At 67.2% G+C, this 19,257-nt stretch carries 23 protein-coding genes and 1 pseudogene; 11 read left to right on the top strand and 13 right to left on the bottom strand.

Translation table 11 applies throughout. The features are described from left to right. Positions 1 to 24: 24 nt before the first annotated feature. The 3 genes from mrf to H276_RS0114965 are packed head-to-tail and all read left to right on the top strand — an operon-like array spanning position 25 to position 2,762. The gene (gene mrf, locus H276_RS0114975; protein ID WP_026357022.1) at positions 25 to 1,230 is read left to right on the top strand and encodes a ribosome hibernation factor-recruiting GTPase MRF; all 1,206 of its coding nucleotides are present in this window, start codon (positions 25 to 27) and stop codon (positions 1,228 to 1,230) included. Further along, the gene (locus H276_RS0114970; RefSeq protein WP_019972120.1) at positions 1,227 to 1,475 is read left to right on the top strand and encodes a type B 50S ribosomal protein L31; all 249 of its coding nucleotides are present in this window, start codon (positions 1,227 to 1,229) and stop codon (positions 1,473 to 1,475) included. Before mrf ends, H276_RS0114970 begins: the two co-directional genes overlap by 4 nt. Before the next feature lie 51 nt (positions 1,476 to 1,526). Beyond that, entirely contained in the window at positions 1,527 to 2,762 is a 1,236-nt protein-coding gene (locus tag H276_RS0114965; protein WP_019972119.1) for an SLC13 family permease, read from the top strand. Positions 2,763 to 2,770: 8 nt separating this feature from the next. Here H276_RS0114965 and rlmB read toward each other — a convergent pair whose 3' ends face one another. From rlmB to carD, 5 genes are read right to left on the bottom strand one after another with little or no spacing between them, the layout of a single operon-like run. Beyond that, a complete protein-coding gene (rlmB, locus tag H276_RS0114960) occupies positions 2,771 to 3,712 on the bottom strand; it encodes a 23S rRNA (guanosine(2251)-2'-O)-methyltransferase RlmB (protein WP_019972118.1) in 942 nt (313 codons plus the stop codon). Between the two features lie 32 nt (positions 3,713 to 3,744). Next, positions 3,745 to 5,151, bottom strand: coding sequence for a cysteine--tRNA ligase (gene cysS / locus H276_RS0114955; protein WP_019972117.1), 1,407 nt, complete (start codon positions 5,149 to 5,151; stop codon positions 3,745 to 3,747). 34 nt (positions 5,152 to 5,185) lie between these two features. Next, positions 5,186 to 5,674 carry a 2-C-methyl-D-erythritol 2,4-cyclodiphosphate synthase gene (ispF, locus tag H276_RS0114950; protein WP_019972116.1) on the bottom strand — a complete coding sequence of 163 codons (489 nt, stop codon included), beginning with the start codon at positions 5,672 to 5,674 and terminating at the stop codon, positions 5,186 to 5,188. After that, entirely contained in the window at positions 5,671 to 6,372 is a 702-nt protein-coding gene (gene ispD / locus H276_RS0114945) for a 2-C-methyl-D-erythritol 4-phosphate cytidylyltransferase (protein ID WP_026357021.1), read from the bottom strand. Before ispD ends, ispF begins: the two co-directional genes overlap by 4 nt. A gap of 7 nt (positions 6,373 to 6,379) precedes the next feature. Then, entirely contained in the window at positions 6,380 to 6,868 is a 489-nt protein-coding gene (gene carD / locus H276_RS0114940; protein WP_018603643.1) for an RNA polymerase-binding transcription factor CarD, read from the bottom strand. A 239-nt stretch (positions 6,869 to 7,107) separates the two neighbouring features. Here carD and H276_RS0114935 point away from each other — a divergent pair, with 239 nt between their 5' ends. From H276_RS0114935 to disA, 3 genes are read left to right on the top strand one after another with little or no spacing between them, the layout of a single operon-like run. Next, a complete protein-coding gene (locus tag H276_RS0114935; protein ID WP_019972114.1) occupies positions 7,108 to 7,689 on the top strand; it encodes a hypothetical protein in 582 nt (193 codons plus the stop codon). 55 nt (positions 7,690 to 7,744) lie between these two features. Further along, positions 7,745 to 9,151, top strand: a complete 1,407-nt coding sequence (gene radA / locus H276_RS0114930; RefSeq protein ID WP_019972113.1) for a DNA repair protein RadA — start codon at positions 7,745 to 7,747, stop codon at positions 9,149 to 9,151. 8 nt (positions 9,152 to 9,159) lie between these two features. Further along, positions 9,160 to 10,278: a DNA integrity scanning diadenylate cyclase DisA gene (gene disA / locus H276_RS0114925; protein ID WP_019972112.1), complete on the top strand. Its 1,119-nt coding sequence runs from the start codon at positions 9,160 to 9,162 to the stop codon at positions 10,276 to 10,278. 5 nt (positions 10,279 to 10,283) lie between these two features. Here the strand turns inward: disA and H276_RS0114920 are convergent, their stop codons facing one another. Together H276_RS0114920 and H276_RS0114915 are read right to left on the bottom strand one after the other, a co-directional pair. Continuing rightward, positions 10,284 to 11,066, bottom strand: a complete 783-nt coding sequence (locus H276_RS0114920; RefSeq protein ID WP_026357020.1) for a hypothetical protein — start codon at positions 11,064 to 11,066, stop codon at positions 10,284 to 10,286. Between the two features lie 72 nt (positions 11,067 to 11,138). After that, positions 11,139 to 11,759, bottom strand: coding sequence for a carbonic anhydrase (locus tag H276_RS0114915; protein ID WP_019972110.1), 621 nt, complete (start codon positions 11,757 to 11,759; stop codon positions 11,139 to 11,141). On the opposite strand from H276_RS0114915, the gene H276_RS0114910 reads away from it, so the two are divergent. Continuing rightward, a complete protein-coding gene (locus H276_RS0114910) occupies positions 11,758 to 12,660 on the top strand; it encodes an A/G-specific adenine glycosylase (RefSeq protein ID WP_019972109.1) in 903 nt (300 codons plus the stop codon). The genes H276_RS0114915 and H276_RS0114910 overlap by 2 nt on opposite strands. A 376-nt stretch (positions 12,661 to 13,036) precedes the next feature. Here H276_RS0114910 and H276_RS0114900 read toward each other — a convergent pair whose 3' ends face one another. Then, positions 13,037 to 14,029: a GlxA family transcriptional regulator gene (locus H276_RS0114900; RefSeq protein ID WP_019972107.1), complete on the bottom strand. Its 993-nt coding sequence runs from the start codon at positions 14,027 to 14,029 to the stop codon at positions 13,037 to 13,039. Positions 14,030 to 14,101: 72 nt separating this feature from the next. Between H276_RS0114900 and H276_RS0114895 the strand changes: the two genes are divergently transcribed. Beyond that, the gene (locus H276_RS0114895; protein WP_019972106.1) at positions 14,102 to 14,350 is read left to right on the top strand and encodes a hypothetical protein; all 249 of its coding nucleotides are present in this window, start codon (positions 14,102 to 14,104) and stop codon (positions 14,348 to 14,350) included. Here the strand turns inward: H276_RS0114895 and H276_RS0114890 are convergent. Beyond that, the gene (locus H276_RS0114890; RefSeq protein WP_026357018.1) at positions 14,333 to 15,094 is read right to left on the bottom strand and encodes an alpha/beta fold hydrolase; all 762 of its coding nucleotides are present in this window, start codon (positions 15,092 to 15,094) and stop codon (positions 14,333 to 14,335) included. The genes H276_RS0114895 and H276_RS0114890 overlap by 18 nt on opposite strands. A gap of 39 nt (positions 15,095 to 15,133) precedes the next feature. Here H276_RS0114890 and mhuD point away from each other — a divergent pair, with 39 nt between their 5' ends. Both mhuD and H276_RS0114880 read left to right on the top strand, forming a co-directional pair. After that, positions 15,134 to 15,451, top strand: coding sequence for a mycobilin-forming heme oxygenase MhuD (mhuD, locus tag H276_RS0114885; RefSeq protein WP_026357017.1), 318 nt, complete (start codon positions 15,134 to 15,136; stop codon positions 15,449 to 15,451). Continuing rightward, complete coding sequence (locus H276_RS0114880) at positions 15,426 to 16,802, top strand: serine hydrolase (protein WP_196807926.1); 1,377 nt, start codon at positions 15,426 to 15,428, stop codon at positions 16,800 to 16,802. The genes mhuD and H276_RS0114880 overlap by 26 nt, the downstream gene beginning before the upstream one ends. On the opposite strand, the gene H276_RS0114875 is transcribed toward H276_RS0114880, so the two are convergent. The 4 genes from H276_RS0114875 to H276_RS0114860 form a co-directional block, all read right to left on the bottom strand. After that, positions 16,799 to 17,353: a histidine phosphatase family protein gene (locus H276_RS0114875; RefSeq protein WP_019972102.1), complete on the bottom strand. Its 555-nt coding sequence runs from the start codon at positions 17,351 to 17,353 to the stop codon at positions 16,799 to 16,801. The two genes, H276_RS0114880 and H276_RS0114875, sit on opposite strands and share 4 nt — an antisense overlap. Then, on the bottom strand, positions 17,350 to 18,192 hold the full coding sequence (locus H276_RS0114870) for a CbtA family protein (protein WP_019972101.1): 843 nt from the start codon (positions 18,190 to 18,192) through the stop codon (positions 17,350 to 17,352). Before H276_RS0114870 ends, H276_RS0114875 begins: the two co-directional genes overlap by 4 nt. 12 nt (positions 18,193 to 18,204) lie before the next feature. Next, positions 18,205 to 18,414 (bottom strand): CbtB-domain containing protein, encoded by a 210-nt coding sequence (locus tag H276_RS0114865; protein WP_019972100.1) that lies wholly within the window; start codon positions 18,412 to 18,414, stop codon positions 18,205 to 18,207. Positions 18,415 to 18,575: 161 nt separating this feature from the next. Next, on the bottom strand, positions 18,576 to 18,941 hold the full coding sequence (locus tag H276_RS0114860) for a YbjQ family protein (protein ID WP_019972099.1): 366 nt from the start codon (positions 18,939 to 18,941) through the stop codon (positions 18,576 to 18,578). A 137-nt stretch (positions 18,942 to 19,078) separates the two neighbouring features. Here H276_RS0114860 and H276_RS24745 point away from each other — a divergent pair. Further along, positions 19,079 to 19,257: pseudogene (locus tag H276_RS24745) on the top strand (IS1634 family transposase); the annotation flags it as partial.

The raw sequence follows: 19,257 nt of genomic DNA, 5'->3' as shown, positions 1-19,257 counted from the left end.
TTTCACCAATCGTTGGGAGGCGAGGTGCGAACCCCTGTTGTGCTGGTCGCGGGCCAGGGCGATACCGACAGCGTCATCGCGGAGCTGATCCGGAATCCGGGCACGGTGCTGGTGCGGCACCGCTTTGACGGCCAGGTCGTGGTGCGGACGGTGGCAATGGGTCCGTCCGGCGTGCGGGGCGGTCCCACGTCCGGAACATCGGACTGGCCATTGGAACTCGCGCACGGCTGTGTCTCGTGCACCGTCCGCGACGACCTGCTGGTGCTGCTGCGTCGTCTGCACCGACGCAGCGACGTCCAGCGGATCGTCGTGCAGTTGATGGAGTGGCTCGAACCCGAACCGGTGTGCTGGGCCATCGAGAATATCCGTGTGCGCGTCGGCCCCGGCTACATCGACGGGCCGGCGTCACGCGATGTCCGCATCGAAGGCGTCGTCACCTGTATCGACACCGCGTCCTGGGTCTCGGAGGCCATCGGCGAGGACGAACTCGACGACGGACGCACCGTCGCGCAGGTCGTGGTCGGCCAGGCCGAACTCGCCGACGTACTGGTGCTCACCGAACCCGATGTCACCACGCTGGCGGTGCTGCGCCGGCTCGCACCGCGGGCCCGCATGACGGTCGGGCCCGATCGGGTCGAGCTGGCGCTGGCCCACCTCGAACCCGACAGCCCCCGCGGTCGCGCCATCGCGCCACACGATCCACTGCTGGTGGGCGAACCGCCGCTGGATCGCGACGGCGAGGTCGGCATCGTCGAATTCACCGCACGACGACCGTTTCACCCGCAGCGCCTGCACGCCGTACTGGACTTGCTGCTCGACGGAGTGGTGCGCACGCGCGGTCGGGTCTGGTTGGCCAACCGTCCGGCCGAGGCCATGTATATCGAATCCGCGGGTGGCGGCATGCGAGTCAGCAACGCTGGAAAGTGGCTGGCAGCAATGGATTCCAGCGAGCGCGCCTATGTCGACCCGCAGCGCGCGGCGCTGGCGGCCGTCGTCTGGGACGAGCGGTTCGGGGACCGGCACAACTCACTGGCGGTGCTGGTGTATGGCGCCCGCCCCGACGAGATCCTCGACGGCCTGCGGGGCGCGCTGCTCACCGACGACGAACTGGGCAATCCCGAGGATTGGGCCCACTACCCAGACCCGTTCGGTGACTGGCACGAGGAGCCGTGTGAGACACCCGCCGAAGAAACCGCCCAACCCGGACACCACGAAGGAGAATCACGATGAAACCCGGCATCCACCCCGACTACCACCCGGTGGTGTTCCAGGACGCTGCGACCGGCACCCGATTTCTGACCCGGTCCACCGCCACCAGCGAGCGGACCGTCGAATGGTCCACGCCGGCGGGCGTCCAGACCTACCCGCTGATCGTCGTCGACGTCAGCTCGGCCTCCCATCCGTTCTGGACCGGATCGCAGCGCCACATCGACTCGGCGGGTCAGGTGGAGAAGTTCCGCCGCCGTTACGGATAGAGATCGCCCCTAGGGTGGGAGCATGCGGCGAAAACCCGGCAGGCCCGACCCGTGGGCCTAGCGCTGCTGCTGCTCGCTCTCGTCCTGGTGTTCGCACTCGCGAAGCCGGAAGGCTGGCCCGAGGCGGTCGTGGCGGTTCCGGCGGCCGGACTGTTGATCGCGTTCGGAGTGATCTCGCCGCAGGACGCACTGGCCGAGATGAACCGGCTGCTGCCCGTGGTCGGATTTCTGGCAGCCGTGCTGGTGCTGGCGCAGCTGTGCGACGACGAAGGCCTGTTCCACGCGGCCGGCACGCTCATGGCCCGTGCCAGCACGGGCGATCCGCGCCGATTGCTCACCCGCGTGTTTCTCATCGGCGCCACCACCACCGCAGTGCTGAGCCTCGACGCGACCGTTGTGCTGCTCACGCCGGTGGTGCTGACCACGGCCCGCACGCTGGGCATCACGCCTCGGCCGCACGCGTACGCCACAGCGCACCTGGCCAACACCGCGTCGTTGGTGTTTCCTGTGTCCAACCTGACCAACCTGCTGGCCTTCGCTGTGGCCGGGCTGTCCTTCACCCAGTTCAGCGCGGTCATGGCGGCGCCGTGGCTGGCCGGTATCGCGGTCGAATTCGTCGCATTGCGTTGGCTTTTCCGTCGCGAGCTGAGCCGCCCCGCAGCCAAGGTGACTCCCCCGCCTCCCGAAGTTCCGGTGTTCGTCCTCGCGGTGCTGGGTTTGACGCTGGCGGGTTTCGTGGTCACCTCGTTGTTCGACCTGGCCCCGGCCTGGGCCGCGCTGGCAGGCGCGCTCGTGCTCGGTGTCCGCAGCCTGATCCAGCGGCGTAGCTCCGTGCGCGGTATCGCACGCGCGGTCAACGTTCCGTTTCTCGCGTTCGTGCTGTGCCTGGGTGTGGTGGTCGACGCAGTTGTCCATAACGGTCTCGGCGACGTCATGCGTGGGCTGCTGCCCGTCGGCAACTCACTTCCAGCACTGCTGGGCTTCGCGGCGGCGGCGGCGATACTTGCGAATCTGGTCAACAATCTGCCGGCCGTGCTGGTGCTGCTGCCACTGGTGGCGGCGTCGGGGCCGGCGGCAGTGCTGGCCGTGCTGATCGGCGTCAACGTCGGGCCGAACCTCAGCTACGTTGGTTCACTGTCGAATCTGCTGTGGCGCAACGTAGTTCATCAACATGGCTTGACGGCCCGCTTCGACGAATTCAGCCGCGTCGGGTTGTGTACGGTGCCGTTGACACTGGTGGCCGCGGTGCTCGGACTGTGGGCCGGGCTGCGCCTCTGCGGGCTCTGAGCTCGAAATCAGCCGCGGCGTTGGCGGGCGATCTCGGCGAGCACCACACCGGCGGCCACCGAGGCGTTCAGCGATTCCGTCGGCCCGGCCATCGGGATGGACACCACCGCGTCACAGGTCTCCCGCACCAGCCGCGACAAGCCTTTGCCTTCGGAACCCACCACCACGACCATGGGCCCGGTGCCGTCGAGTTGATCCAGCGTGGTGTCACCACCGGCGTCCAGACCCACCACCTGCAGGCCGGCGTCAGCCCAACTCGTCAGTGTGCGAGTGAGATTCGTGGCCCGGGCCACGCGCAACCGGGCCGCGGCCCCCGCGCTCGTCCGCCACGCCACCGCCGTCACCGATGCGGAGCGTCGCTGCGGGATCACCACACCATGCCCCCCGAAAGCGGCTACGGAACGTACGATCGCGCCCAGGTTGCGTGGGTCGGAGATGTTGTCCAGCGCCACCAGCAGAGCGGGCGCCCCTTCGGCTTTCGCCGTCGCCAACAGATCGTCGGGATGGGCATAGACGTACGGCGGAACCTGCAGGGCCAACCCCTGGTGCAGCCCATTGGAACTCATCCGGTCGAGGTCGGTGCGCGGCACCTCCAGGATGGAAATCCCGCGGTCCGCAGCCATCTGCACGGATTCGGTCAGCCGCTCGTCCGCCTCGGTGCCCAGCGCGATGAACAGCGCGGTGGCCGGGACTTTCGCGCGGAGGCATTCCACCACCGGATTGCGGCCAAGCACCAGCTCGGTGTCATCGGTCTTCTTGTGCCGGCCCTGCTGCTGGCGGGCCGCCTTCGCGGCTTTTTTGGCAGCCGGGTGGTTGGGCCGCTGGTGGGCGGGCGGCGTCGCCCCTCGTCCCTCGAGCCCACGGCGGCGTACCCCGCCGGACCCGACGGTCGGGCCCTTCTTCGTACCCGCCTTGCGGATGGCGCCCCGTCGCTGCGAATTGCCGGCCATTATTTTCCCCGTCGCTTCGCTCGCCCAGCCATTTATTTCGTCCCGTCCAACAGCGACCACTGGGGGCCGTCGGAGGTATCGGTGACCTCGATACCGGCCTCCTTCAGGCGATCCCGGATCGCGTCGGCGGCGTCCCAGTCCCGCCGTTCCCGCGCTTCGGTCCGGCTTGTCAATGCCCATTGCACCAGGACGTCGACTGCGGCAAGTGCGGCCGACGTCTCGTCGCGCGACTCCCACCGTTCGTCGAGCGGATCGCAGCCGAGGATGCTCGTCATCGCCCGGATGGCCCGGGCTTGGGCTATCGCGCCGTCGTGATCGCCGGCGTCCAACGCCCGGTTGCCCTCGGCGCGCGCGGCGTGCACTTCGGCGAGCGCGATCGGCACCGCGAGGTCGTCATCGAGCGCGGCTGCGAATTTCGGTGTCCACTCGCCGACGGTCACCATGCCGACCCGGTTGCGCACGCGGTGCAGGAAATCCTCGATACCGCAGTAGGCCTTGACTGCGTCCTGTAGCGCCGTCTCGGAGAACTCGAGCATCGACCGGTAGTGTGCGCTGCCCAGGTAGTACCGCAGCTCAGCAGCCCGAACCCGTTGCAGCACAGCGGGAATCGCCAAGACGTTGCCGAGCGATTTGCTCATCTTCTCGCCACCCATGGTAACCCAGCCGTTGTGCAGCCAGTACCGCGCAAAACCATCCCCGGCGGCGTTGGCCTGGGCGATCTCGTTCTCGTGGTGCGGGAACACCAGGTCCATTCCGCCTGCGTGAATGTCGAACTCCGCACCGAGATAGGCCTCGCACATCGCGACGCATTCGGTGTGCCAACCGGGACGGCCGCGGCCGAAAGGCGTCGGCCAGGACGGCTCACCGGGCTTGGCACCCTTCCACAGGGTGAAGTCGCGCTGATCGCGTTTGCCGGTCGCGACACCCTCGCCCTGATGCACGTCGTCGATACGGTGGCCCGACAGCTTGCCGTAGTCCGGCAGGCTCAGCACGTTGAAGTACACGTCGCCATCAGCGGCATAGGCATGGCCCTTGTCGACCAATCGCTCGATGAGCTCGACCATCTGGGTGATGTGCCCGGTGGCGCGGGGCTCGGCCGACGGCGGCAACACCCCCAGCGCGTCGTAGGCAGCGGTGAACGCACGCTCGAAGGTCGCCGCCCACTCCCACCACGGCCGGCCGGCGTCGGCGGCCTTGTTGAGGATCTTGTCATCGATGTCGGTGACGTTGCGGATGAAGGCGACGTCATAGCCGTTGGCGGCGAGCCAGCGTCGTAAGACGTCGAAGGCAACGCCACTGCGGACATGCCCGATGTGGGGCAGGCCCTGCACTGTGGCACCGCACAGGTAGATGGAGGCGTGCCCTGGGCGCAACGGCACGAAATCACGTACGGCACCAGCCATGGTGTCGTACAGCCGGAGCCCGGCACGGTCGGTCACGACGCGCCAGCTTACCGGCCTCTTCAGCTGGGACCTACCCGCGCACTCGAGGAGCAGAAAACACAAGAGCGGTGGCAATGGCGGCCAGACCCTCACCACGGCCGGTCAACCCGAGACCGTCGGTGGTGGTGGCCGAAACCGAGACCGGTGCCCCCACCAGCTCGCCCAGCACCCGCTGGGCCTCGTCACGGCGCGGCCCGACCTTGGGCCGGTTGCCGATCACCTGGACCGCCGCGTTGCCCACCGTGAAGCCGGCGTCGGCCAGCAAACCGCGCACATACCGCAGCATGTCCCCGCCACTCACACCACGCCACTGCGGCTGGTCGGTACCGAACACCGCGCCGACATCTCCGAGCCCGGCCGCGCTCAACAGCGCATCACACAGGGCGTGCGCAGCGACGTCACCGTCGGAGTGTCCGGCACAGCCGTCGGCACCGTCGAAAAACAGCCCCAGCAGCCAGCAGGGCCGCCCCGGCTCGATGGGATGAACATCGGTGCCCAACCCGACCCGTGGAATCGTCACGCTCCGACCGATCCGCCACGCGCCAGCAGGGCTTGCGCCAGCAGCAGATCCATGGGGGTGGTGATCTTGAACGCCACCGGGTCGCCGTCGACGATCTGCACCGGCGTTCCGGTCCGCTCGACAAGCGAGGCGTCGTCGGTGAGACCACCGGCAGGCGCCTGGAGCGAATTAGACCGAGGCGCCTGTCGGTAGGCGCGGCGCAGCACATCGGTGTGGAAGCCCTGGGGCGTCTGCACCGCGCGCAGACCAGCCCGCTCCGGCGTGCCGAGCACCACACCGTTGGCGTCGACCGCCTTGATGGTGTCGGTCAGCGGCAGACCCGGGACGACGGCACTGTGCCCGGCCTCGAGCGCTCGTACGACACGGACGATCAACGCGGCCGGGGTCAAAGCCCTGGCCGCGTCGTGTACCAGCACGAATTCAGCATCGCCCACGGCCTCCAGCGCCAGCCGGACCGACTCGGTACGGTCGGCACCGCCCGCCACGATCTCGGCCGCTCCGCCGAAGATCAGCTTGGCCTGATCGGTCAGCGCAGGCGGGACTGCGACGACAACATCATCGACCACCCCTGACGCGCGCAAACCGAGGAGAGCATGCTCCAGCAGGGGCTTACCGCCCAATTTGACGAAGGCCTTTGGCCTACCCGCACCTAACCGCTCACCCGAGCCCGCGGCAGGGACGACGGCTACCGTTTTCACCACGCCGTCAGGATGCGGCAGCCAGAACCTCGTCGAGCATGGTCTCGGCCTTGGCGTCATCGGTGTTCTCCGCCAGCGCGAGCTCACCGACCAGGATCTGCCGGGCCTTGGCCAGCATCCGCTTCTCGCCCGCGGACAAGCCACGCTCCTGGTCGCGGCGCCACAGATCGCGGACGACCTCGGCCACCTTGTTCACATCACCCGAGGCCAGCTTCTCCAGATTGGCCTTGTAGCGGCGCGACCAGTTTGTCGGTTCTTCGGTGTGCGGCGCCCGCAGCACCTGGAACACCTTGTCGAGGCCTTCCTGCCCGACCACATCGCGCACACCGACGTATTCGGCGTTCTCTGCAGGCACTCGAACGGTGAGATCCCCCTGCGCGACCTTCAGGACGAGATATTCTTTCTGCTCGCCCTTGATGGTTCGGGTTTCGATCGCGTCGATCAACGCAGCACCGTGGTGTGGATAGACAACGGTGTCTCCGACCTTGAAAATCATCTGATTCGAGCCCCTTTCGCCCCTACATGCTAACACGCGCCTTGCTCACACGCCGACCAACAGCGCAGGTCAGGGGCACCGAAGGTGAAGGGTAGGGGTTGACAGAGTGACGAAATCGTGCAACCAAACCGCCACTGCGCCACCCGATTCGGGTGTTCTCAACCCTCGCGGTTCCGCCCGCGACCTCCACCTACTACTCTGCATAGTCGAAGTATGGCGACCCATTTCAGGAGGCTTGAGTGAACCGCTTCACATTGCGTGCCTCGGTCGGCGTGGCCGCGTGCGGCCTGGCCGCCGCAGCCGCCCTCACCGCGTGTGGTGCCGGGCAGGTCTCCCAGACGGCCACCCAGGAACCGGCGGTCAACGGCGTCAACGCCCAGGCCGGCCAGGTCTCATTGCGTAACGTCCACCTGCGGGCGCCGCAGCAGACCGACTACGTCCAACCGGGTTCGCCGGCCGAGCTGCTGTTCGTGGCGGCAAACGGGTCGGCCGACGACGACAACAAGTTGACGTCGATCACCTCCGACATCGGCGACGTGGCACTGACCGGCGACACCACTGTGCCGGCCAACGGCGTGCTGGTGGTGGGTGAACCCGACGGGCAGACCGCGCCGCTGGAGAAGGTCGAGGCGGCCGACGCCGTCACCGCCAAGGTGACCCTGACCAAGCCGATCACCAACGGCCTGCTGTACAACTTCACGTTCAACTTCGAACGTGGTGCGACCACCGTGGCCGTTCCGATCTCGGCGGGCGACCAACCGCGCCGCGACGCGACCGGCGACGCCGATCAGGCCGCGGGCGAATCGGGCGAACACCACTAGGTTCTTCGCCGCTGGGCTACCGACAGATGTCGGTGACAGCCGCTAATGTCACGGCGTGGCCGGTTCGAAAGCACGTTCGCAATACCGGTGCTCGGAATGTGCGCACATCACCCCGAAATGGGTTGGACGCTGCGCGAACTGCGGCACCTGGGGCACCGTCGATGAGGTTGCCGTGCTGGCTTTCCCGGGTAACCGGGGCGGTGCAGCGGCCCGTCGCTCGGTAGCACCGGCCTCCCCTGCCGTACCGATCACCGCCATCGATCCCGGCGCTACCCGGCACTGCCCGACCGGGGTCAGCGAGCTCGACCGCGTACTGGGCGGCGGGCTGGTCGCGGGGTCGGTAACGCTGCTGTCCGGCGATCCGGGAATCGGCAAATCCACGCTGCTGCTCGAGGTGGCCAACCGCTGGGCACACGAGGGCCGCCGCGTCCTCTACGTGTCCGGGGAGGAGTCCGCCGGACAGATCCGGCTACGGGCCGAGCGCACCGGCTGCACTCACGACGAGCTGTACCTGGCGGCCGAGTCCGATCTGCAGATCGCGCTGGGCCACATCGACCAGGTGCGCCCGAGCCTCGTGGTGATCGATTCGGTGCAGACCATGTCCACCACCGAAGTGGACGGCGTGACCGGCGGGGTGACGCAGGTGCGGGCGGTGACGACGGCGCTGACCAGTTACGCGAAATCGACCGCCGAGGGGCATTCGGTGGCTCTCATCCTGGTGGGTCATGTCACCAAGGAGGGTGCCATCGCCGGGCCGCGATCGCTCGAGCATCTGGTCGACGTCGTGCTGCACTTCGAGGGTGACCGCGCATCGTCGCTGCGGATCGTGCGCGGGGTCAAGAACCGGTTCGGCGCCGCCGACGAGGTCGGCTGTTTCCTGATGCACGACAACGGAATCGAATGCGTCAGCGACCCGTCGGGGCTGTTCCTGGATCAGCGCACCGCGCCCGTCCCCGGCACCGCGGTGACCGTCACGCTCGACGGCAAGCGCCCGATGATCGGAGAGGTTCAGGCCCTGTCGAACCCGACAGAAGGCCCGCCGCGGCGGACAGTCAGCGGTATCGACTCGGCCCGCGCCGCGATGATCAGCGCAGTGCTGGAGCGCCACAGCGCCCTTCCGCTCGCGCGCAGCGACCTGTACGTGGCGACCGTCGGGGGCATGCGGTTGACCGACCCGTCGGCTGATCTGGCGGTCGCGATGGCCATCATGTCGTCTTGCTATCAGTTACCGCTGCCGATGGACGTGGTCGCCATCGGTGAGGTTGGCCTGGCCGGTGATCTCCGCCGGGTCAACGGGCTGGATCGCAGGCTGGCAGAGGCCGCCCGACTGGGCTTCAACACCGCGGTCGTGCCACCCGGGATCACGGACACACCAGCCGGGATGCGGGTCATCGCTGCCGACAACATCGGGACCGCATTGCGGGCGGTCCGGGAGATCGCGGAGAATAACGGCCGATCCTAGGAGGACCGATGGCCGTGAAGTCCACTGTCCGGGCGGGCCACAACGTGGTACAGCTGGCCCGTCCGACGCTGCGCGAGACTTTGGGCAGGCTGGCACCCGGCACGCCACTGCGCGACGGTCTGGAGCGCATCCTGCGTGGCAAAACGGGCGCACTGATAGTGCTGGGCTACGACGACAGCGTGGAGGCCATCTGCGACGGCGGGTTCGAGCTCGACATCCGCTATGCGCCGACCCGGCTGCGCGAGCTGTCGAAGATGGACGGCGCGGTCGTGCTGTCCAGCGACGCGAGCCACATCCTGCGGGCCAACGTGCAGCTGGTGCCCGACCCGTCGATCCCGACCGACGAGTCCGGTACGCGGCACCGCTCGGCCGAGCGCGCGGCGATCCAGACCGGCTACCCGGTGGTGTCGGTCAGCCATTCGATGAGCATCGTGACGGTCTATGTGGCCGGGGAACGGCATGTCGTCCCCGAGTCGGCGACCATCTTGTCGCGCGCCAACCAGACCGTCGCCACCCTGGAGCGCTACAAGGGCCGGCTCGACGAGGTCAGCAAGCAGCTCTCCACGGCCGAGATCGAGGACTTCGTGACGTTGCGCGATGTCATGACGGTGGTGCAGCGCCTCGAGATGGTGCGTCGCATCAGCCTCGAGATCGACGCCGACGTCGTCGAACTCGGTACCGACGGACGCCAGCTCAAGCTGCAGCTCGACGAGCTCGTCGGCGACAACGACACGGCCCGGGAACTGATCGTGCGGGACTACCACGCCAATCCGGACCCGCCGACGGCCGCACAGGTCAGCGCCACCCTGGAAGATCTCGATGCGCTGACCGACAGCGAGCTGCTGGACTTCACCACGCTGGCGCGGGTCTTCGGGTATCCGTCGACGGCAGAGGCGCAGGATTCTGCGATGAGTTCGCGCGGCTACCGGGCCATGGCCGGCATCCCGCGACTCCAGTTCGCCCACGTCGATCTGCTGGTTCGCTCGTTCGGGTCGCTACAGGGGCTGCTGGCCGCCAGTGCCGACGATCTGCAGTCGGTGGAAGGCATCGGGTCGATGTGGGCCCGCCACATCCGGGAGGGACTGTCCGTGCTAGCCGAGTCGACGATCGCCGACCGGCTGGCCTGAACGGATCAGTTACCCGGCTCCGGAGCGGGAGCAGCAGGAGCCGGCGGAGCGCCGTCGGCCGGTTGCGGCGGGTTCGCGGGCGACAGGATGAACGGCACGGGCGCCGATCTCAGATTGCCCAACTGCACCATCAAGTTGTAGGTGCCCGGCCCGATGGGCTGCCGCGGCAGCGGGCATTGGGGTGCCGAACTCATCGCGGTCCAGGTCACCTCCGTGGTGACCTGCTCGCCCGGGTTGAAGGTCTTGACCAGGGTTTCGTTGGACGGCGCACAGTCGAGATTCGACCACAGTCGCGTGTTGTCCAGCGAGTAGACGTAGGCGGCGAGGACGGCTGCCCCGACGTCACGCTTGCAGGCCACGAGGCCGATGTTGGTGACGACCATGGTGAACTTCGGCTGATCACCGACCACGTACTCCGGCTGGCTGGTGATGCCCTTGACAGCCAGAGTCGAATCCGGGCAATCGTCGCCTTCCTTGAGCACCGGCGGCGGCGTGACTGCCGCGGTCGGGGTCGCCGTCGGAGCCGGAGCGTGCTGCGCCGGCGGCTGCACCGGCGTCTTGACCCCGGGGGTCTCCCCCGGCAACGGGGTCGGCGCGGCGGCCGTCGGGGTGGGGGCAGGGGTCGATTGTTCCGCGGACTTGGATTCAGTGCCCGAGCTGTTGCTCAGGACCACCGCGACGATCGCGATGACCACCGCGACGACGACCACCCCGATCCCGATGGCCAGCGCCCTACGTCGCCGGTAAATCTCCGCAGGCAGTGGGCCCCGTGGTTCCAGATCCAACACGACCTTCACGGTAAGCCCAGGTAATCCCCAGTGGCCCGAGGCGGCCCGGCGTGTCGCGCCGGTCTTTGCGCGTCAGACCTGGCCGATGTCGCCGACGTGATGCCGCAACTCCACCCGGCCGTCGGCCAGGTGGTAGGTCGCGCCGACGATCGCCTGGGTGCCGGCCGCGATACCCTGGGCAATCGCCGCAGACCGCATCTGCAGCTGCGACACGGTTTCCTTGACGTGCTGGACCTCGAACTCGTCGACCCGCTCCAGACCGGCGCGGCGGCCCAACAGGATCGACGGCGTCACGCGCTCTACGATGTCGCGCACATAACCGCCAGGCAGGTGACCCTCGTCGAGCGCGGTGAGCGCGGCCTTGACCGCGCCGCAGCTGTCATGGCCCAGCACCACGATCAGCGGCACATCGAGGATGGAGACCGCGTATTCGATAGAGCCGAGTACCGCGCTGTCGATGACGTGGCCTGCGGTGCGCACCACGAACATGTCACCGAGCCCCTGGTCGAACAGGATCTCGGCGGCGACCCGGCTGTCACCGCAGCCGAACACCACCGCGGTGGGCTTCTGAGTGTGGGCCAGGCTCGCCCGTCGTGCGATGTCCTGGCTGGGATGCTGCTGCTCGCCCGCGACAAAGCGCGCGTTACCGTCCTTGAGTGCCTTCCACGCCGACACCGGATTCGAATTGGGCATGGGCGTCATTCTGCCCGAGTCGGATATGACCATCGAGTCAGAAGAGCTGCTGGGCTGGTATCGGCAAGCTCAGCGAGACCTCCCGTGGCGCAGGCCCGAGGTCACCGCCTGGCAGATCCTGGTCAGCGAGTTCATGCTGCAGCAAACACCGGTTTCGCGCGTTGAGCCGATCTGGCTGGCCTGGATCGAGCGGTGGCCCACCCCGTCGGCCACCGCGGCGGCCGGTGTCGGCGAGGTGCTGCGGGCCTGGGGCAAGCTCGGCTACCCGCGCCGGGCCAAACGCCTGCACGAATGTGCCGTCACCATCGCGGCCGAGCACGGTGACGTGGTGCCCGCCGACGTCGACACACTGCTGAGCCTGCCGGGGGTGGGGGCTTACACCGCGCGGGCGGTTGCGTGCTTCGCATACGCCGCCAGGGTGCCGGTGGTCGACACCAACGTGCGCCGGGTAGTGGCACGGGCGGTGCACGGCCGGGCCGACTCACCGGCGAGCGTGCGGGACCTCGACGACGTGTCCGTGCTGCTGCCCGACTCGGACGCGGCACCGGTGTTCTCGGCTGCACTGATGGAACTCGGCGCGACGGTGTGTACCGCGCGGACCCCGCGATGCGGGATCTGCCCCTTGAGTGCGTGTCTTTGGCGTACAACGGGTTATCCACCGCCGACGGGCCCCGCCCGCAAGGCGCAGCGCTACGCGGGAACCGACCGTCAGGCGCGCGGCAGACTACTGGATGTGTTGCGCACCAACAATTTCCCCGTCACCCGCGGACAGTTGGACGTGGCCTGGCTGACTGATACCGCGCAGCGCGACAGGGCGCTGGACTCGCTGCTGGTCGACGGCCTGGTGGAACAGACGCCCGATGGCCGGTTCGCCCTGGCGGGCGAGGGCGAGAATATCTGAGGTTCGACGGGTGGGTCGGGGCCTGCGGCCGGGTTGACGATTCCCGCGAAATCTGCTCCCGTGCAGACGAATTAGCCCGTGCACGGCTAACCAATTTGGTGGCCCTGGTGGACGGCCGCGAAGAAGCTGGTCAGACAGGAGAATTCACATGGTTCGCACCAACACCAGCGGGCTGTGTCGATTCGCAGTCGCCACGACCGCGATCAGCGCACTGGCTTCGGGCGTGGCGAGTTTCGCGCTCGCCACCGCGGGCACGGCGCGCGAGTGGCACCGCCACCAATTGGAACGGCTTTGCACCAGACGTGCTTATCATCGCGCACTGCACGTCCGACAGGCTCGCGGCAAGAAAGCTGTACAGACCCGGCGGGCGGACAAGTCACGCCGAGGCGGCAGATTCTTCGTCGTCGCAGACGGGTTCCCCTGCACCGCAGGCGAACCGGCGACGGTAATCCGACGGCGTCACGCCGATCACGCGACGGAAATGGTGCCGCAACAGGGTCGCGGAACCGAACCCGGCCTGCCCGGCGATCCAATCGAGATCCACGTCGGTCTCCTCGAGCAGACGGCGGGCGTACAGCACGCGCTGATCGGTGATCCACTGCATCGGCGTGGTCCCGGTCTCCTCGACGAAACGCCGCGCGAAGGTACGCGTGGACATGGCCGCCCGCTTGGCGAGCGTACCGACGGTGTGCGGCTTCTCCAGGTTGCTGATGATCCAATCCAGGTGCGGCGCAAAGCCGTCCGAACAGCGCACCGGGATGGGCTGGTCGATGAACTGCCGCTGACCACCGTCGCGCTGCGGCGGAACCACCATGCGGCGGGCGATCTTGTTGGTCACCTCGCTGCCGAGCTCACGACGCACCAGATGCAGACACGCGTCGATGCCCGCGGCCGTGCCCGCGCTGGTGATCAGATTGCCGTCGTCCACGAACAGCACGTTGCGATCGACGTGCGCGGTCGGATATCTGCGCGCCAGCTCGTCGGCATGCATCCAATGCGTGGTGCACGGGCGTCCGTCGAGCAATCCGGCCGCGCCCGCCAGAAACGCTCCTGAGCACACGGTCAGGATTATCGACCCGGCGTCGGCCGCCGTGCGCACCGCGGCCAGCGCCTCCGGCAGGTAGTCGGTGCCCGCAATCGCGGGGATGGCCACCAGATCCGCGCCGATCAGGGCATCGAGACCGTGATCGGGTGTCAGCGTGGCACCGATCGAGGTCCGCACCGGCTTCCCAGGTTCCGGCCCGCACACCTTGAAGTCGAAGTTCGGCACCCCGTCGGCCGAGCGGTCGATCCCGAAAACCTCGCAGATCACCCCGAATTCGAAGACGGCCAAGCCATCGAGCACCAGCGCGGAGACGCTTTTGATCATGGCAGTATCTTACCGAAAGGTGTCAGTACTGCCACTTGCTGGCTGGATATTGGCTTAACAAAAATTACTGCCATGACCGTTGCACTCGCCCTCGTGATCATGGCCCTACCGTTCGTGGTCGCCATGGCCCTGAGCTGGACGGCGCACCGCGCCGGCATTCTGCGAATCCAGCAGGACCAGTTTCGGACCTACGCGCCGTTCGCGGGCCGGCTGGCGGACTATGACACCCAGCGAGCCGAGCAGGATCTCGATGCCGCGCGCACCCGCTTCGAGCAGCATCCGTCCTGGCCGTCCGGGGGTGCCTCAGGCGAACGACGCTAGGAACCCGCTGACGGCCCGACGGTATGTCTCCGGCTGCTCGTCGTGGATCAGGTGACCCGACTCAGGTACATACAGATATGTTGTCCGGTAACCACTTTCGGCCATGGTCCGCATCTGGCCCGCAGGTGCGACAGAAGTCCCGGCCTCCATCAGCAGCGTCGGCACCCGCACCGCACGCCACTGCTGCCAGTACTGCCTGGTGCCCCACTCCGCGGCGATGTCCAGCCACCACTGCGGACGGCCGTGCAACCGCCAACCGGTGGCCGTCCGGTCGAACGCTTCCAGGAAATACCGGCCCGCCACGGAGCCGAACTCCCGGTAAACCTCCTGCGCCGAGCCGAATTCGACCGGCAACGCGTGCACCCACGGCTCCCACGGGCCGGTGGTACGCCCCAGGAAGTCCGGTGCCATGTCCTCGACCACGACCGAGCGCACGAGCTCGGGCCTGGCTGCGGCCAGGCACCACGAATGCAACGCACCCATCGAATGACCCACCAGCCGCGCCGGCTCCGCCAATTGCGCGACCGCGTCACCCAGGTCCGCGACGAACCGCTCGGTGCTGATCGGATACGCGTCGGGCACATCGTGCCCGCGATGCCACGGCGCGTCGTAGGTGTACACCGCACCCAGCTCGGCCAGCCACGGCAGTTGACGGGTCCAGGTACTGCCACGACCCATCAGCCCGTGCACCAGCACTATGGGCGCACCGCGACCACCGCGATGGATCAGAAGTTCTGTGACCATGTCGTTATCCTGCCGGGCGGTCACGGTAGCCTGAATCCCATGCCAGTCGTGAAGATCAACGCCATCGAAGTGCCGCCCAACGCAGGTCCGGAACTGGAGAAGCGGTTCGCGCACCGTGCACATGCCGTCGACAGCCAGCCGGGGTTCCTTGGCTTCCAGCTGCTGCGCCCGGTCAAGGGTGAAGACCGCTACTTCGTCGTGACGCAGTGGGAATCCGAAGAGGCGTTCCAGGCGTGGGCATCCGGCCCCGCCATCGAGGCCCACAAGGGCGAACACAAGAACCCCGTGGCAACCGGGGCGTCGCTGCTGGAGTTCGAGGTTGTGTTGGACGTTGCGGGGCCCGGCACCCAGGCATAGCCGAGGCAGGGTGGCACGGCGGGCGATCGGCCTGACAGCCGTCGTCTCGCTCACCGCTGCCCTGGCCTGTGGCTGTTCACAAGGTGCTGCACCGGCGGCCGGGATCTCATACGGCGCCCACATAGACACCAACACCCCGCCCGGCCTGCGTGCCAAGCAGACGATGGACATGCTGAACTCGGATTGGCCCATCGGGCCGGTCGGAGTGCGCACTCTGGCCAGTCCGGAGAAGGTCGACGACGTCGGCACCAAGATGGACCGGATCTGGTGGGACCGTCCGTTCCGGGTCAGCTCTGTGGACATCGGCGCGGGACAGGCCACCCTGCACGTGCTGACGTCCTACAACGTCGCACAGGACATCGAACTGCGCACCAACGACGCCGGCCTCGTCGACCGGTTCGACGTCGACCTCGTCCCACCGGTGATCAACTCCTGGTCGGACATCGACACCGAGCTGTCCAAGTCCGGAGCGCGGTACTCCTACCAGGTCGCCAAAGTCGTCCCGGGAGGCCCCGCAGGCAAGTGCCAGAAGGTCGCCGGCACCAACACCGACCTGTCGCTACCCCTCGCGTCGATCTTCAAACTGTATGTGCTGCTTGCCGTTTCGGATGCGATCAAGGCCGGAACGGTGCATTGGGACGATCACCTGACCATCACCAAAGAAGGCAAGAAACTGGGTTCAGCCGGGCTGGACAAGCTGCCGCCAGGCGCCCAGATCACGGTGCTGACCGCAGCCCAGCAGATGATCTCGGCCAGTGACAACATGGCCACCGATCTGTTGATCGGGCGCGTGGGGACCGCAGCGGTGGAGCGCGCCCTGGTCACCGGCGGCCACCACGACCCGGCCAGCATGACGCCGTTCCCGACCATGCACGAGGTGTTCTCGGTCGGCTGGGGCAAACCGAACCTGCGTGAGCAGTGGAAGCAGGCCTCGCCCAAGGATCGCGTACAGCTCCTGCAACAGACCAATTCGCGTCCCTACGAACCGGATCCGAACCGCACCCATACCCCGGCATCCAACGACGGCCTGGAATGGTTCGCCAGCGCCGAGGACATCTGCCGCGTGCACGCTGCACTGCAGGCCTCGGCCGTGGGCGAGGCCGCCCGCGTCAAGCAGATCCTGTCCGCACTCCCCGGCATCGATCTGGACCCGGCGAAGTGGCCCTACGTCGGCGCCAAGGGTGGCAACCTGCCGGGAGATCTGACCTACAGCTGGTACGCCGTGGACCACACCGGACAACCGTGGGTGGTGAGTTTCCAGTTGAACTGGCCGCAATTCCGCAGCCCGACGGCCGCGGGCTGGCTGTGGTCGATCGCCAAGCGTGCCTTCGCGATGGCCCCCGTGGCCTAGCTCAATGGGCTGCGCAGCGTCCAGGCGTGACCGCGGAAATGCAGCGCAGTGCGGCTCACCGGCGCAACATCGATGCGCCAGAAGGATTTCGGCGGCGCCTCGAGCGTGACCAGGACAGCAGCCCGGACCACCGCGGGGTGGGTGACGGCGACCATCCGGCCGCGGCGGGTGGTCATGGCGTCCATCCACCGACGCACTCGGGCGATCAGCTCGACGACGGTTTCTCCGCCGTGGGGCGCCTGGGTCGGATCGGTGAGCCAGCTGGCCAGCTCGGCCGAGGGTACCCCGGAGAGCACATCTCCCCGCCACAGGCCGCAGTCCAGATCCGCCAATTGTGGTTCTACCTCGGCTCGCAGACCGAGCAGCTCCGCGGTTTGGCGGGCCCGTTTCTCGGGGCCGCAATAGGCACCGTCGACCGGACCGAGCTCGATCGACGCGGCGGCTTGACGGTGGCCCAGTGAATTGAGCGGCTCGTCGATCGGGAAGCGTCCGGCTGCCATGGCATCGGTCATCGCATGCGATACCAAGGACAGCCGGACGACCTCACTCACGCTGCGACGCGGGCCGCATCCGCAGGAGCCCCGAGCATCTTGTCGGCCATCGGCGCGAAGCCCAGACCGATGGTCGCCCACAGGATGACCTGTGCCCCGATCGAGTAGAGCCGGAAGTAGAACAGATCGTCGGCCGAGAATCCGGGGAAGACGATCTTGCCCTGCGGGTCGAGCAACGGCTGCGGCGTCTCGGTGGCGTGGTTACCGTACTGCGCCACATTGACACTCAGCTGCCCCAGCGACGGCAGCAACAGCATCACGATGGCGATCACGACGATGAACGCGCCGCCGGCCAGCAGCACCGACCCGTATGAACCGAAACGCGGCCGCAGTCGACCGGCCAGTCCGACTGCCAACGCCAGGCCGACAACCGACACCACGACCATCGTCAGGTACAGACCCGTCCTGAAACCGATCGTGTCCGGGTGACCGATCGAAGGCGGATTCGCCGGATACTTCAGGAACGGCACGAGATAGAGCGCGACGAACATCGCAGCTGCCAGCCGAAGCGCCAACGTCCCGGGTGACAGCTGGGGGAACCGGTTGTAGACGACGCAGTAGGCGACCGCGAACAATGCGCCCATCGCGGCGCCGAAGGCGATGATCCCGACACCGATGCCGACATTGCTCTGTATCGAGCGGGAGAAGAGCTCGACACCTTCGTCCATCCCCGGCATACCGCCCGGGTGATCGAGATATTCCTGCGCCTCGTCGCGGGCACCCTCGTAGTCGATAGCCCGCTGAATGATCGGCTCGGCGAAAATTCGCGCGAAGATGAAGGCCAGCAGCCCACCGAGGGCGCCCCAGAGCGTCGCGCGGATGATTATTCTTTTTTCCATGTCGGCTACCCGCTAGTGGCAGGGGAAGCCGAGGAAGTGGCGTGCGTCGTGCACGAACTCGTGAACGTGCATATCGCTACCGAATATCGACGTCGCGCCCTGGTCGATGCCGACGAAGTAGTAAACCAGAAGCGCCAGAACCGTGGCGGCGCTGAGCCACAGCGCGGCCTTTGCGGCCGACAAGTCGACCGCACGTGACACTGTCTGCGGTGAGGTGGTCATCCAAGTGCTCCTCTCGGGAGTACGCGTCCCGTTTGAAAAGGTAACGGCATCAGGGTCTGACTGTGTACAGTGGCGCGACCGTTCTGGATTCTCACCAGATTCCTTCAACCGTCGATTACTCGAGCATCGTAAACCCGCGGTCCAGCCGCCCGGTGTCGGTATCAGCCGCCGTACCCGAGTTGCTTGGCGGTGTACTTGGCGGCGTCGGTGACGGGCACGGCCTGCACAGCGGTGCCGTAGGCACAGATCTCCGTCCAGGTGTCGCCGATCTCGGTGGTGTCGAAGCGCATGGCGACGATGGCGTTGCCGCCACGGGCGCGGGCCTCGTTCATCAGTCGGCCCATCGCTTCGTTACGACTTTCGGCGAGGTTCTTCGTCATCCCCTGCAGCTCGCCGCCGAACATGCTCTTGAACCCGGCACCCATCTGAGAGAAGGCGTTTCGGGACCGCACGGTAAGTCCGAAGACCTCGCCGCAGACCCGCTGAATCTCCCACCCCGGAATGTCGTTGGTGGTCACGATGAGCATGGCAAAAGCCCTTTCCGTATTGGATTCCGACCTGAGTTTGGACACCCCGGCTCGTTTTCAGGGTTGACAGTCGTTTGACCTGCGGCGTTTCTGTTTCAGGTGGGTGTTTTGGGGTACTAACCGGGTAGGTTCGTGCGGTGGCGTACGTGCGGAAAGTGCGCACCGCCTCAGGCGCAGTGGCGGTGCAGGTGGCCCGCAAGGACGCGGGCCGGGTGGTGATCCTGGCTCATCTGGGTTCGGCGCATACCGATGCTGAGCTGGGCATTCTGCTCGACCAAGCCAGAGCGATGGTCGTTGGCGGGCAGGCGGCGCTGGA

Source organism: Mycobacterium sp. 141 (assembly GCF_000382405.1).
Lineage (GTDB): Bacteria > Actinomycetota > Actinomycetes > Mycobacteriales > Mycobacteriaceae > Mycobacterium.
The sequence above is the reverse complement of the archived record's forward strand: the minus strand, read 5'-3'. Positions and strand labels throughout refer to the sequence as shown.